General features: G+C 43.2%; 10 protein-coding genes. 9 read left to right on the top strand and 1 reads right to left on the bottom strand.

The features are described 5' to 3' along the window. From H6779_01110 to H6779_01085, 6 genes are all read left to right on the top strand, one after another. Entirely contained in the window at positions 1–576 is a 576-nt protein-coding gene (locus H6779_01110; protein USN88028.1) for a hypothetical protein, read from the top strand. A 33-nt stretch (positions 577–609) separates the two neighbouring features. Continuing rightward, positions 610–1,590: a V-type ATPase subunit gene (locus H6779_01105; protein ID USN88027.1), complete on the top strand. Its 981-nt coding sequence runs from the start codon at positions 610–612 to the stop codon at positions 1,588–1,590. Continuing rightward, positions 1,583–2,041 carry a hypothetical protein gene (locus H6779_01100; GenBank protein ID USN88026.1) on the top strand — a complete coding sequence of 153 codons (459 nt, stop codon included), beginning with the start codon at positions 1,583–1,585 and terminating at the stop codon, positions 2,039–2,041. Before H6779_01105 ends, H6779_01100 begins: the two co-directional genes overlap by 8 nt. A gap of 73 nt (positions 2,042–2,114) precedes the next feature. Beyond that, on the top strand, positions 2,115–3,878 hold the full coding sequence (locus H6779_01095; GenBank protein ID USN88294.1) for a V-type ATP synthase subunit A: 1,764 nt from the start codon (positions 2,115–2,117) through the stop codon (positions 3,876–3,878). Positions 3,879–3,882: 4 nt separating this feature from the next. Continuing rightward, entirely contained in the window at positions 3,883–5,262 is a 1,380-nt protein-coding gene (locus H6779_01090) for a V-type ATP synthase subunit B (protein ID USN88025.1), read from the top strand. 10 nt (positions 5,263–5,272) lie between these two features. Next, positions 5,273–5,899, top strand: coding sequence for a V-type ATP synthase subunit D (locus H6779_01085; GenBank protein ID USN88024.1), 627 nt, complete (start codon positions 5,273–5,275; stop codon positions 5,897–5,899). A 53-nt stretch (positions 5,900–5,952) separates the two neighbouring features. On the opposite strand, the gene H6779_01080 is transcribed toward H6779_01085, so the two are convergent. Next, positions 5,953–6,465, bottom strand: coding sequence for a hypothetical protein (locus tag H6779_01080; protein ID USN88023.1), 513 nt, complete (start codon positions 6,463–6,465; stop codon positions 5,953–5,955). 261 nt (positions 6,466–6,726) lie between these two features. Here H6779_01080 and H6779_01075 point away from each other — a divergent pair, with 261 nt between their 5' ends. Genes H6779_01075 through H6779_01065 form a run of 3 tightly spaced genes read left to right on the top strand, consistent with a single transcriptional unit; the run spans position 6,727 to position 15,581 of the window. After that, entirely contained in the window at positions 6,727–7,761 is a 1,035-nt protein-coding gene (locus H6779_01075; protein USN88022.1) for a glycosyltransferase, read from the top strand. A gap of 5 nt (positions 7,762–7,766) precedes the next feature. Next, on the top strand, positions 7,767–14,192 hold the full coding sequence (locus tag H6779_01070; GenBank protein USN88021.1) for a PQQ-dependent sugar dehydrogenase: 6,426 nt from the start codon (positions 7,767–7,769) through the stop codon (positions 14,190–14,192). A 9-nt stretch (positions 14,193–14,201) separates the two neighbouring features. Next, on the top strand, positions 14,202–15,581 hold the full coding sequence (locus tag H6779_01065; GenBank protein ID USN88020.1) for a polysaccharide deacetylase family protein: 1,380 nt from the start codon (positions 14,202–14,204) through the stop codon (positions 15,579–15,581). Positions 15,582–15,587 lie beyond the last annotated feature (6 nt).

Genomic DNA, 15,587 nt, shown 5'->3' with positions numbered 1-15,587 from the left:
ATGTCACTTAACGCGATAACAACAAAAATAAAGCAGGACGCAGAAGCTGAAGCAGAGTCAGTATTGGCTCAAGCTAACGAAAAAGTCTCTGTCATCTCCAAGGAAACTGATCGTTTGGTGTCTGATATACGGGCTGAGGTTGATTCTCGGTTGGAAAAGGAGCGCTCTCACAAAGAGGCGGTGGTACGTTCGCTAGAGAAGCAGCGGGCCAGTATTGCACTTCAGACAGCCAAGCGTCAGATCATCGACAAGGTCTTTGACCAAGCATTCACTGAGCTTCTGACTTTGTCTGGGTCAGAATACGTGGATTTCATGGTGGCTAAGTACAAGACTCTTGTGCCGGCTGACATGGATATTAAAGATGTCTTAGCATCTAAAGCTAAAGAGACTGAAACAGCTGAAATAATAAAGACTCTAGGTCTTAAAGCGACTGTTACAGTAAGTGACAGGCTGCAGGCCGGATGTGTCTTTGTTGGTTCAGATTTTGAGTTTGATTTATCTCTAGAGAACTTATTTGCCCAAGCTCGTGCAGCTTCAGAAATGGAGATTGCCAACACTCTCTTCTCAGGTAAGTAGAGCATTAAACAACAAGAGTCAGTAGTTACACAAATGAAAACATCATACATCTACAGTTCAAGCCGAGTCAAAGCTCTTGAAAAAGAGCTCTTGAACGAGTCTGATGTGGAACGACTCCTCGAAGCGTCGCGGGGTGTAGAGTTGATTAAGTTTCTGAAGGAAACTTACATAAATCAGTATCTTGAAAGTGATGATATTGACGGAGTGTTGAAGGCGACAGAAAAAAGTTTGGTGGAGGCTAAAGAGCTTATAACCAAAATTACTCCCGAGCCTAAGCTGCTGGATTTTCTTTGGGTCTACTACGATTTGCAGAATCTAAGAGTTCAACTAAAGTCAAAGCAGGCTAACCTAGAATCCGAGCAGATGATGGCCTATCTGTCACGTCTTGGAAAGTACTCACCAGAGACTTTGCTGGAACACATAGCAGCTGGAACTCTTAATCGTCTAGAGCCTGAATTTAAAACTATTTACGATAACGCCAGCAAGGCTTTAGAGGAGAAGGGGGTGGCCGCCGCTGACTTGGTGATTGAGGCTGGTTACTTTGATTTAGCCAAGCGCATGGTTGGCGATGCGAGAGATTTGTCAATCGGCACTATTTTGCGATTGCAAATTGACTTATACAATCTTAAAACTCGCTTGCGCACTTTGTTGGTGCCGCGACAAGGGGACGACTCTTGGTTTGTCACTGGTGGCAATTTGCGCTATGAAGACATTGAGCTTAAAGAACAAGCCTTGGCCGTTCTTGTTAATTATGGTGGTGAGTCCAAGTGGCGAGAAGCGATTGAGCTGTACTCTAGCGAAGGTCATTCAACTTTGATTGACGCTCGATCAGACGATTATCTATTAGAGACGGTTCGCACTATGAGTTATGATGTCTTTTCACCGGCTTCTTTAATTGCTTATTTCTTGCAGGTACAAAATACCGCTAAGATAATCAAGACTGTTGTAGTAGGAAAGGAGAGTGGTCAAACACGAGACTTTATCCGTAAACAATTACGAACTATCTATGTCTAAAACTATCGGTCAGTATAAAATCGCTATTATCGGCCCTCGTGATGTAGTGTCCGGTTTTAAGGCGCTTGGAGTTGAGGCGTTTGAAGCTTATTCTTCAGAAGAAGCTTTGGAGCAGCTCAAAAATATTAAACAACTATCTACTGACTCCAGTTCATCAGCTTACGCGGTGGTTTGTATCATTGAGGATCTGATGATAGACATGGATGAAAAAGAATATCAGCGGATTATGAATAGTTCTTTTAAACCAAAGGAGGAGGCCTCGCAAAAAGATATGGAAAATTTTGTTAACGCGGTAGCGGCCGGTCGCAAGGTAAAAGAACTGGACGCAAACCAAACAGCTGGTTATTTACCGGCGGTGGTGGTACTGCCAGGGACTTCTGGCAGTCAAGGTTTTGCCGAAGCCAGACTGCGGAAATTATCTGAAAAGGCAATCGGCGCGGCCATTATTTAGAAATATTATCAATAATTTAATAAACTTTATCACTATGACAAACACAATTAATACAGAAAAGACAAACAGCGACCTGGGAACCGGCGAGATTGTTCGGGTAACCGGTCCGTTGGTGCGAGCGAGCGGTATGGCTGAAGCCAAACTCTATGAGTTGGTTAAAGTCTCGGGCGAGCGACTGCTTGGAGAAATAATTGAGTTGCATGGTGATGTGGCTTCAATTCAGGTCTATGAAGACACAGCCGGGGTTGGTCCGGGTGATCCGGTTTTCCGAACTGGACAGACTATGTCGGCGGCTCTGGCTCCAGGTCTACTAGAGTCTATCTATGACGGAGTACAAAGACCGCTAAAAAGTATTGAGGAGGCTTCGGGCTCGGTTTATATCAAGCGAGGAATTGAGGCGGATGCGATCGATAAAACTCGCGAGTGGGACTTCAAGCCGGTGGCCAAAGTTGGTGATAAAGTGACTGGCGGCGATATTCTTGGTGAGGTAGACGAAACTAAACTAATCGTACACAAAGTTATGGTACCTCCACATGTTAGTGGTACTGTGAAGTCTATCAAGGCCGGTAAGTTTAATGTGACACAGGCGATCGCTGAAATCACTACTGACTCAGGTGAAACCAAAGAAATCACTATGCTTCAGTATTGGCCAATTCGTGAACCGCGACCAAAGAATAAGAAAATTTTCCCGTCAGAACCGCTACTAACCGGTGGCCGTTCAATCGATACTTTTTTCCCGATTGCTAAGGGTGGAGCTGGTTCTATTCCTGGACCATTCGGTGCCGGTAAGACAGTGACACAGCAGTCAATTGCTAAGTACTGTAACGCTGAGGTGATTGTTTATATCGGTTGTGGTGAGCGAGGTAATGAAATGACAGAAGTGCTTTCAGAATTTCCTCACTTGATTGACCCTAACTCAGGTGAGCCTTTGATGAAGCGAACAATCTTGATTGCCAACACTTCAAATATGCCGGTGGCTGCTCGTGAAGCTTCAGTCTACACCGGTATTACTATCGCTGAGTACTACCGCGACATGGGCTACAATGTTGCTTTGATGGCCGACTCAACTTCTCGTTGGGCGGAAGCGATGCGTGAAATTTCTGGACGTCTAGAAGAGATGCCGGGAGAGGAAGGTTATCCAGCTTATCTCTCCTCACGAACCGCGCAGTTTTATGAGCGCGCTGGTATGGTGGAAACACTTGGAACCGAAGGTCGTCAAGGTTCATTAACTGTGATTGGTGCAGTGTCTCCTCCGGGTGGAGACCTCTCTGAACCAGTGTCACAATCTACTTTACGTGTGACTAAGACTTTTTGGTCACTTGATTCTGACCTAGCGTACAAAAAACACTTCCCGACAATTAACTGGCTATCTTCATATTCTTTGTATGTAGAAAACTTCACTGACTTTTGGCGCAACGAAGTAGCTCCAGATTTTGCTGAAGTGCGAAAACAAGCTATGCAGTTGCTCGAGGACGAATCGAAACTTATGAGTATCGTACGCTTGGTTGGTATGGAGTCACTGTCTAATGGCGACAAGCTAACTTTAGAGGTGGCACGTATGTTACGCGAAGATTTCCTAATGCAGAACGCCTTTGATCCAGATGATGCTTATATGCCGATTAAGATTCAGCATGGTCTACTTAAGGCAATTATTACTTTCTACACTGCCGGTAAGGATGTGGTGGGCGCTGAGGATTTTGATTTTGCTAAATTTAAACAAATGGAAACCTATAAGGAAATTGGCTCCCTAAAGGAAAAGGATAAGGTCGAGGATTATTCAGCTTTTGTCGATAAAGTTAAAGCAGAAATTAATGCTTTAGCACAATCTAACGTTTAAATGTATGAGTCAGAAAGAATATAAAACAGTATCATCAATCACCGGACCACTTATGGTTGTCGAAGGTGTTAGTGGTGTTAAATATGAAGAATTAGTAGAGGTAAATGTTCCTGGTGAAAATCAAGTCAGACTAGGTAAGGTGCTTGATGTATCAGAGGACAAAGCGGTAGTGCAGATGTTTGACCCAACTGCTGGTGTTCAAGCTAAAGACACAAGGGTCCGCTTTATGGGAGACACTCTAAAGTTGGGGGTAAGTGCTGATATGCTTGGTCGTGTTTTCACCGGTGCTGGAGTAATCGCTGACGGTGGTCCCGACATAATTCCAGAACAAAAAATCGACATCAACGGAAACGCTATCAACCCATACAGCCGCGAATTTCCAAATGACTTCATTCAGACTGGTATTTCGTCAATTGATGTGATGAATACTTTGGTACGAGGACAAAAGCTACCGATCTTTTCTGGTGCTGGTTTGCCACACTCACGTTTGGCGGCCCAGATCGCAAGGCAAGCTAAAGTGAAAGATGGGGGAGAGTTTGCGATTGTGTTTGCTACTCTAGGTGTATCTTTTGAAGAAGCTGAGTACTTCAAGCGACAATTTGAAGAAGCTGGTTCATTGGAGCGAAGTGTGCTTTTTATTAATACCGCTGCTGACCCAGTGGTAGAACGTATTTCAACACCGCGTATGGCGCTAACCACCGCTGAGTATCTGGCTTTTGAAAAGGGAATGCATGTTTTGGTGATTTTGACTGACATGACCAACTACTGTGAAGCTTTGCGAGAGGTGTCTTCAGTACGAAAAGAGGTGCCGGGTCGTCGTGGTTATCCTGGCTATCTTTACACTGACTTGTCCATGATCTACGAACGAGCCGGACGAGTAAAAGGTAAGTCGGGGACAATTACTCAGATTCCAATCTTGAGCATGCCGGATGATGACAAGACTCACCCAGTACCTGACCTAACTGGTTATATTACTGAGGGGCAATTTGTAATTTCTCGTGACTTGTACCGCAAGGGAGTCTTTCCACCGGTGGATGTACAAGGTTCATTGTCTCGGCTCTGGTCGGCTGGGGTAGGTGAAGGTAAAACTCGTGGTGATCATAAAGATCTCAAAGACCAGCTGTTTGCATCGTACGCGGTAGGAAAGGAGGTGCGAGAACTGGCAGTGGTACTGGGAGAAGCTTCTTTGGACGAATCAGATAAGGCTCACTTGCGCTTTGCGGATGCCTTTGAAAAGGAATTTGTCGGACAAGGTGAGTTTGATAACCGTTCGGTTGATGAATCTTTGGATATTGGCTGGAAACTACTTTCAATGTTGCCGCGCGAATCCCTAAAGCGAGTGAAGCCAGCTTTGGTTGATGAGTACATGCCTAAAGCTGCATAATTAATAAATTATGATACTTAAAGTTAGCCCAACCCGAATATCGCTACTGAATCTTAAGAAAGAACTTAAGGTGGCTAAAAAGGGTCATAAACTTCTTAAAGATAAACGTGATGGTTTGATCAAAAAATTCATGACGATTATTTTTGAAACCCGCGATTTGCGCCAAGTGGTAGAAGAGAGGTTGGGACGAGCTTTTGATTCGTATCAGCGCTCAAGTGCGATGACTTCACGACTAGACCAAGAGATTGCTCTCTTGGTGCCAAATGCCAAGACCTCGCTTGAGGTTGGGGTAAAAAACGTGATGTCAGTTAAGATTCCGGAGTTTAAAATCTCTAAAGAAGGTTCTGCTTTTTCATACGGATTTACCGGAACTACCGGAGACTTGGATAATGCAATCGTGAAGTTCGATGAAGTGTTTGTCGACATCGTACGCTTAGCGGCTCTTGAGAAAACCGCTGAAAACTTAGCAGAAGAAATCGAAAAAACCCGCCGTCGTGTATCGGCTCTCGAAAACGTGATGATTCCAAACCTAGAGGAAACCATCAAGTTTATCACTATGCAACTTGATGAACGAGCTCGTGATGCCGTGGTCTCTACCATGCGTGTAAAAGCAATGATCGTCGCGAAGGAGGGGTAGGGAAGTTTGATATAAAAACAAAAAGCCGTTAATGAGCGGCTTTTTAGTAATACTTAGTTTGTCAGACTGTCTAAACATGCTAGTTTTTGTTTGGTTTGTTTAAGTCTGCTTGACCCTATGATATTTAAATCTTTTAATTCGTTACCCAGGTGTTCACGTAGAGACTCTACTGTAGTTATCTTAAGCCTGCTAAGTTTTGATGTAACATCCCTTGGTAAATATATGCACTGAACAGGGATTTCACCAAAGTTCGTGAGTCTGGTGATTTCGTTTGTTATTATCTTAGCTGCCCTAGATACTTTTCTCCCTATTTCTCTGGTACAAGTCTTAAGATTAAGATGGTGCAAAACATCTGTTTGTCTCAGTGGTCTATTACCGGCTAAACCAAAGTAAAGTTTAAAGCATTTAATATTTACCCCAGCACCTTTAGGGTAGAAACTGGGTGATTCTGCTAAATTAAATTCAATTTTTTCAATAATTGAATTTATATACTTAAGTATTTTTTGTGGGTCCTTGCCAAGGTTATCCCACAAGGCAAGTCTTATTAAGACTTTTTCGTTAAACAAACTAAGCAGTTTTTGTTTATGTTGGCGAGGGAGCTTCATTTTCTCTCCTTATTATGATCAGAACAACTTAAACTGTATAAAATATAGGATATTTGTCAATGCCAAGGCTTGACAAAACTCTATTTTTAAGATAGATTGTTAGGTAAGTTTTCGTTCTCCAGTGAAGAAAAATCCTGTTTCTGTACGTAGGGTGTACTGCTTGCATCTTGCTTGTCTTCTCTATGTCTTCTGTGGTGAAGAAAATATAAGGCCTTATATAAAATGAAGATTTCAATACTTATACCTTGTCACAACGAGGAAAAATCTATCGAGGCATGTGTGAGCTCATGTCTTAATCAAACCCGGTTGCCAGACCAGGTTATTGTGGTTAATGATGGTAGTACAGACCGTAGTGGCGAAATTCTTAAAAAATTTGGCGATCGAATTCAGGTGATTACTTTGCCAAAAGCAACTGGCAACAAAAGTTATGCGCAAGAGATTGGTCTTAAATTTGTTACTGGTGATGTTTTTATCAGTACTGATGGTGACACGATGTTGAATGAGCGGTTCGTAGAGTTTGTGGAGGAAGATTATACAAAGAATCCGGAACTGACGGCTGTCGGTGGTTACGTACGAAGTCTGAGACATAACTGGTTGACTGCTTGTCGGGCGTATGAATACGCGGTTGGTCAGAATTTACATAAGTTAGCTCAACACCATTTAGCTTTTTTGTTTGTGATTCCGGGAGCGGCTGGAGTTTTTAGAACTGAGCATTTTAATAAATACATCAGTTTTGAGCATGATACCTTGACCGAAGATCTTGATTTTACTTATCGTTTGCATGAGCAGGATCTAAAGATTATGTATGATCGCCGGATTATTGTGTATACCCAAGATCCAGCTACACTACATTCATACATAAACCAAATGCGTCGTTGGTTTGCTGGTGGTTGGCAGTGTCTTTTAAAACATCGTAAATTGGTGACCAGGCAGCCCAAAGTGGCTTTGGAATTATCGATGATGTATATTGAGGGTACTATTTTTGCTTTTCTGTTATTCGTGTTACCTTTTATCAGTCTAAAGTATTTTGGCGGATTTATTCTGGCTTATTTTGCAATAGCGATACTTTTTGCTATATTTGCAGCTTGGAAGGAAAAGCGTCCAGAGTTGTTGTTGATACCTATACCGTACGCTTTTATCATGGTTATCAACTCGTATATATTCTTGGAACAAATGGTCAAAGAGGTTATTTTACGTCGTAAAAATCTAACCTGGTTCCATCCGCAGCGCTTTACTAGTAATCACAATAATAATTAATCACTATGCCTTTCCCGTTCTCAGGACTCTTACTTATCGTTCATTTTCTAATTATCGGTATCGCCGCTATTATAAATTTTTTTCGGGGTGATAAGTTACAATCCGCTTTTCAGACTTATGGCAAAGGCGGTGGAGTGGTAAAAAATGTGCTGATTAACCGGATTATAGCCTTATTTATACTGATAGCTGTTAGTTTTTATCTATTTTCGTTGCTGTTCACAGTGTTGACTATGGGTTTGGCGTCTGGTGCTTCTGAACCACAGGTGATATTTGTGAAGCATTTTGTGGCGACTGTAGCTACTGGTTTGGCTGTGGTTATTTCAGATTCGGTTTTCCAAGTTTTAGCAGTATCGGGTTTTATCGTATTTTTATTAGGATTTATTCATATTAATAGGTCAGTAGTTTTAAATAAAATAAGTATGTCAAAAGCAAAAGTAGGGGTAATAGCAGGTGTTGAAAAAATAAAGGATACTTTTTCGGATTATGTCGTAAAACTCAGTACACTAATCTTTGGTATAGTAGCCGGTATTCTTGTCTTTTCGGCACCGCTCTTTGCTAGTGCTCAGATCGTTGAGCCAGGTTTTGAGTCTGGGGTAGTGGCGGGTGGTTTTTCATTGGCGACAGCAGTGGCTTTTGCTCCTGATGGGCGTATTTTTGTTACTGAAAAAAGTGGAACCGTTAAGATTGTTAAAGACGGCGTGGTACTACCTAACCCCTTAGTGTCTCTGACTGATGTGAACACCTTTGGCGACAGAGGTCTTTTGGGTATTGCGGTTGACCCAAACTTCTCGACTAATGGTTATATTTATCTTTCTTACACCTACGAAAACTCTCCCGGAACCAACGTGGCGAGTTCTAAGACAGCACGTATCGTCCGTCTTACGGTAGTGGGTGATACTGCTAGTGAGTCCAGCAAGGTCGTCTTAGTGGGGACTGTTGGTGGTTCAGCGGCCGCTCCTTCTTGTGAAGATTTTGCAGTAACAGCTGATTGTATTCCGTCTGACTCCAGTAGTCACAGTGCTGGTGGTCTAAGGTTTGGTCCAGATGGATATCTTTACGCTACTTTAGGTGATGGAGCTGACTTTGCGGCAGTTGACCCGCGGGCTTTGCGAGCCCAAAACATTGATTCTTTGGCCGGAAAAGTGCTGCGTATCAACACTGACGGTACCGCTCCGGCAGACAATCCTTTTTATGACGGAAATCCGAACTCTAATCGTTCAAAGGTTTATGCTCTAGGGTTTAGAAATATGTTCCGTTTCAACTTTGATCCAAAAACCGGAAAAATGTACGGAGGTGATGTTGGTTGGAGTAGTTGGGAAGAGATGAATGAGGTTAAAAAGGGCGCCAACTATGGTTGGCCATGTATTGAGGGTAACAGTACGACTAGCTACGCTTGTTCTCCTTCTTCTACTAGTACCAGTCCATTGTATACTTACCCACACAACTCAGCAGGAGCTGGATCAATTACCGCTGGTGCCTTTTTCTCAAACAGTGCTTACCCAGCTAATTATGAAACCAGTATCTTGATTGGTGATTATGCTCAGATGTGGTTGAAGCGAATGGTGTTGGATGCGGCTGGTAACCTAGTATCGGTAGAAAACTTTAGTGGTGGTATGACTTGGCCGGTTGAAATTACCAACGGTCTTGATGGCAGTATTTACTATCTTGATATTGTTACTGGTAACTTGATGCGAGTGACTCATACTAACGGTAATCGTCGACCGGTAGTACAATTGTCGGCCAACCCGATTTCTGGACTAACTCCACTATCAGTTGATTTCTCTACGGCTGGGACAGCTGATCCTGATGGTGATGCCATAACCTACGCTTGGGATTTTGGTGACGGTAGTACTTCTACTGAAGCTAATCCAACTCATATTTATAATAGTAATGGTAGTTACTTAGCTAGTGTGACAGTGACCGATACTTTTGGAGCGGTGGCAGCCAAAAGTATAACTATCACAGCTGGTAACCAGGCACCGCAAGCCAAGATTGTTAGCCCGGCTTCGGGTTCTCTATATAAAGCGTTAGAAAGCGTAGCGGTTTCTGGTGATGGGACTGATCCAGAGGACGGTACCTTACCGGCCTCAGCTTTTGCTTGGACAGTGTTACTGCACCATAACACTCATACTCATACCGTGCAGCAGTTTAGTGGCGTGAAAGATATTAATTTTATCGCTGACGACCACAATGATCCGGACGTTTATATGGAGATTATTTTGACAGTAACTGATAGTGCCGGTCTTACCTCATCACAAAGTATCAACATGTATCTGGATAATGGAATAGGTTCAGGTAACTTGATCTCTAATCCGTCACTGGAAACTGAAGGAGCTCTAGCCGGTACTCCACTTGACTGGGTACAGAGTTGGTATGGTGTCATGAATCCAATTTACACTTACCCGGTAGCTGGGTTAGCTGGCAGTAAGGCTGCCAAGGTAGAAATATTAGATTACCAAAGTGGTAGTGCTAAGTGGGCTTTTTCACCGGTTTTTGTTACTCCTGGAGCTGAGTATACTTTCAAAAATCAATACACCGCCAATATCCCGTCTGACTTAACCGCTCAATTCATTCGTCCTGACGGTACAGCCACTTACCAATACTTAGCCACTGTGCCAGCCACTTCGACACCTACCACAAATACAATTAACTTTATTGTACCAAGTGGTATTCAGACTGTTACTATCTTTCATGAAATTTACGGTATCGGGCAACTAGTGGTTGATGATTATTCTTTGACTTTGGCTGCTAGTGGAGACGTTACGCCGCCAACCGGAACAATTACCAATATCGCAGATGGAGATGTTATTTCCGGGGTGGTATCGGTTGAGGTTAATGCAACTGATAATGTTGGTGTAGCTTCTGTTCATCTGGAGGTTGATGGAACAGAGGTGGGGGTCGGTGATTCAGAGCCACCGTTTGCAGTTTCTTGGGATACTACCTCGGTAGCTGATGGAACTTACACCTTGGCTGGTCATATACATGACACAGCTGGTAATACAGCTAATACTCCTAGCATTAATGTAACAGTAAATAATAGTGGTACCACCACCGCTACTACCACTAATAACTTAGTGGTAAACGGAGACTTTGAAACCGCTGGTCCAACCGGTTGGCATCAGGGTGGCTGGGGAACTAACAATCCTGTCTTTACTTACCCAACTCCAGGCAACACTGGTAATGGTGCCAAAGTGGCTATTACTAACTACACCGACGGAGACGCTAAATGGTACTTTGATGATGTGGCTGTGACTGGTGGAAAAGATTATTCTATCGGGGATAGTTACAACTCTACTATCGCTACTGACGTCTTGGTTAGATATACCATGGCTGATAGTTCTGTGCAGTATGCTTTTGTGCAGGCCTTACCAAGTACTGGCGGCGCATGGCAGACTTTCTCGGGAACTGTCACTACACCAGCCAACGCTGTCTCGATGACTCTATTCCACTTAATCGCCGGAGTCGGTGAACTTACCATTGATGATGTGAAGGTGGTTGATCCAAACAGCACCAGTACAGCGGATACAACTCCGCCGACGGTGAGTATAACGTCTTTGACAGATGGGCAAGAAATTACTGGTACAGTGTTCGTGAATGCGGATGTTACTGATAATGTTGGTGTAAGTTTTGTACAGTTATTTGTTGATGGAAAGTCTATTCGTGTTGATGGTGTTTCACCATATAGTTTAGAATTAGATACAACCGCTTACGCTAATGGTAATCATGCAGTATTTATTGAAGCTACCGATGTAAATCAGAACTCAGCTCAGTCAGACGTTGTTAATGTGATTGTAAACAATTCTTCTACTACTCCTGACACTGCAGGACCAAGTGTTGATATTGTGCCCGGTAACCTATCTGATATAACAGGAATTAAGAACGTAAGAATTGAAGCTACCGATCTTTCAGGAATCACAAATGTAGAATTTTATCTATTGAGTCCTGATACCTTAGGACCAATTGACGGTACATATTTTACATCTAGCAGTTCACCGTACATATTTGAGTTTGATTCAACAGTTGTATCGGACGGTACTTATACAGTTGTAGCTAAGGCGACGGATGGTGTTGGGAATAGCTCAGATAAAGCGGTAGGTTGGAAAATCGTTAATGACTCAGCGGTATTTTACACAAACATAGTTAGTAACGGTGATTTAGAAAATAACGCTGGAAATGGCAGTCCATCTAACTGGCATCAGGGTGGCTGGGGAACTAACAATCCTGTCTTTACTTACCCAACTCCAGGCAACACTGGTAATGGTGCCAAAGTGGCTATTACTAACTACACCGACGGAGACGCTAAATGGTACTTTGATGATGTGGCTGTGACTGGTGGAAAAGATTATTCTATCGGGGATAGTTACAACTCTACTATCGCTACTGACGTCTTGGTTAGATATACCATGGCTGATAGTTCTGTGCAGTATGCTTTTGTGCAGGCCTTACCAAGTACTGGCGGCGCATGGCAGACTTTCTCGGGAACTGTCACTACACCAGCCAACGCTGTCTCGATGACTCTATTCCACTTAATCGCCGGAGTCGGTGAACTTACCATTGATGATGTGAAGGTGGTTGATCCAAGTGGCGCTACCGATGTTGTATCTCCAACTGTTAATGTAAAAGCACCCAGTAATGGAGATACTGTTTCTGGTCTAGTAAATGTACAGGTTACAGCCATAGACAATGTAGGTATTTCTGACATTAACCTTTTGGTAGATGGTGTACAGATTCAGACCACAAATTCTGGTTCACCTCATGTGTTTGTGTGGGATTCGAACACTGTAACGAATGGTTTACATACCATATCTGCCACAGCGCATGATACTGATGGGCAATTAGGGTCTAGTGTAGATATTGATATAACAGTCGATAATAGTACAACTATGCCGCCGCCGGTGGGAGTTAACTTAATCCAAAATGGAGACTTTGAACAAGTTGGAGCCGATGGTAATCCGGTTGGTTGGACTCCGGCTGGCTGGGGAAGTCATACACGAGTATTTAACTATCCGGTGGCTGGTTCTGATGGAGGTAATGGGGCTGAGGTGGTCATTACTAGCTATACTGCTTTAGATGATGGCGACGCTAAGTGGGCACCTGCTCCAGTCGCTGTAACACCAGGTGTTGAGTACACCTATACGACTAAGTATAAAGCCGGAACTATCTCTGACGTGATTGGACGTTATCAATTCGCTGACGGTTCTGAGCATTACTTTGGTGTTATTAAAGAAATCCCGGCTGCAGCTAATTGGACACAAATCTCCGGTAAGTTTGTTCCGCCGGCTAACGTTGTGAACGTAACGCTGTATCATCTGATTAGTACAGTAACAACACTTACGATTGATGAGGTTGGTTTGTTTGAAACCGGTACCGGTACACCATCTGAAATTAATCCACCGGTGGTTGAATTTATAAATCCACTTCAGGGGGACACAATCTCTGGGACTATTACTCTAACTGCGTCTAGTAGTGATGATACAGCGGTGGCTGGTGTCTTCTTTGCGGTTGATGGAACACCTTTAGCCGCTGAAGATACGACTGCTCCTTATGAGTTTGTTTGGGATTCAACTACAGTTGCTGATGGGGCGCATATCCTAAAAGCTACTACTCGCGATCCGTTTGGAAATAATGCTAAGGTAGAAATAACGGTGACAGTTGATAACAGCACTACCACCCCTCCAACCGACACCACTGCTCCAACTGTCAGCCTTACTTCACCAGTAAACAACGACACTGTGGCCGGTAATGTGAGTGTTAATGTTACTGCTAACGATAATGTTGCTGTTGCTGGAGTAACTCTTCTAATTGATGGTACAGCGGTCTTAACCGAAGACACTACCGCTCCGTACACTTTCGCTTGGGACTCAACTACCGTAGCTGATGGTGTACACACTATTTCCGCTACCGCTCGTGACGCTGCTGGTAATGTTGGTACCGCTACAAATATCAGTGTGACAGTGGCAAATAGTACGCCGCCGCCGGTGGGGAATAATCTAGTGCTTAACAGTGATCTAGAGAATGATGCTGGAAATGGTAATCCAACCAATTGGCACCAAGGTGGCTGGGGTACTAACGATCGTGTTCTCACTTATCCGGTAGCTGGTAATGGAGGTAATGGTGCCAAAGTGGCTATTGCTAACTACACCGACGGAGACGCTAAATGGTATTTCGATGATGTGGCAGTAACCGGTGGAGCTACTTACACTATTGGTGATGATTATAGTAGTACGATTGCTTCACAGGTGGTAGTGAGATATACCCTGGCTGACAATTCGTTCCAATATGAGTTGGTGCAAAATCTGCCGTCTACCGGCGGGGCTTGGAATAGTTTCAGTCAAGCGATTTCTGTGCCGGCTAACGCTGTTAGTTTAACTGTATTTCATCTGATTGCTGGGGTTGGTGAGTTGGCTATTGATAATGTAAGTGTATTATAGTAGGTAACTATGGAATTAAATAATAAATTAAAAAATTTATTATCTAGAATTTATACCAGAAAAGTAGCAGGGCTTTTGGTTGCGGTGGCTGGTTTGCTCGTGATCGCTAGTTTTTCTGTTGACCAGGTTGATCCTACCGGTGAGGGAGATGCTGCTGCGGTTAATTATCCAGCTAAAAAGAAGATTGAGATAAATGGAAAAAACTTAATTACAAACGGTAATCTTGAAGAAGGTAGTGATAATAATCCAGTTGGTTGGAATCAGGGTGGTTGGGGCACCAATGACCGAGTATTTACTTACCCGGTAGATGGTAGTTCTGGGCAAGGAGCCAAAGTGGAGATTGCTAATTATACTGATGGCGACGCCAAGTGGTACTTTGACGACGTGACAGTAACCCCTGGTGAGGAGTATACTTTTTCCCACTTTTATACAGCAAATTTAGGTACGACTTTGGTTCTTGAGTACACGATGACTGACGGTACTCTTAAGTATAAGGAAGTGGCTAAACTTCAGCCTTCTAGTGTTTGGAAACAGCATGTGTTTACTTTTATTGCTCCTGAAAATGCTGTGTCGGCAACAGTGCTACATATATTATCTGGTGTGGGGCAATTAACGATAGATGATTATCATCTCTATGAAGGTAATGCGGCGGCTTTTGATCGGGGTAAGGTATCCTTTTCGTTTGATGACGGGTGGTTGGAACACTACACCATTGCCAAGCCGGTTTTAGATGATAGTGGTCTAAAGGGAACTTTTTATATCATAACCAATGAATCAATCAATGGGGTTAATAAGTCAGGAAGTGTTTTTGAAAAAATAAAAGCACTTTTTAAGTCCAATAGCGAGCCATCGGTTAAATCGGGACAAATTTATGTTAACACCGAGCAGATAAGGTCTTTATCTGAAAACGGGCACGAGATCGGCGCACATACTCGTTCGCATGCTCATTTGACTAGCTTAAATCATGATCAACAATTAGCGGAAATCAGTGGTTCTAAAGAGGATTTAGCTAGAGTTGGATTTGAAGTTACTACTATCGCTTATCCGTATGGAGATTTTAATTCAGAGATAGAAAAAATGGCGGGTGAGTCAGAATATTTGCTTGCTCGTTCTACTAAACGTGGTTATAACGACGGTACGACTGATCCTCTTTCTCTCAAGGTGCAACAAATTGACCGTAATACGAGCTTAGAAGAGATGTTGGGTTGGGTTGATTTTGCGGCGGAGAATAGAGTCTGGTTAATCTTTATGTTCCATCAAATTAGTGATGATGAGTCTCTTGGTCTGGGTATAGACGAAGAGGCTTTTAGGGGGTTGGTTGAGTATACGAGCAAAGCTGACGTTGATGTTATTACGGTAGCGGAAGGAGCAGAATTATTGTATGAATAAATAAAA

It is taken from the genome of Candidatus Nomurabacteria bacterium, from assembly GCA_023898525.1.
Classification (GTDB): domain Bacteria; phylum Patescibacteriota; class Minisyncoccia; order Phycocordibacterales; family UBA918; genus OLB19.
The sequence above is the reverse complement of the archived record's forward strand: the minus strand, read 5'-3'. Positions and strand labels throughout refer to the sequence as shown.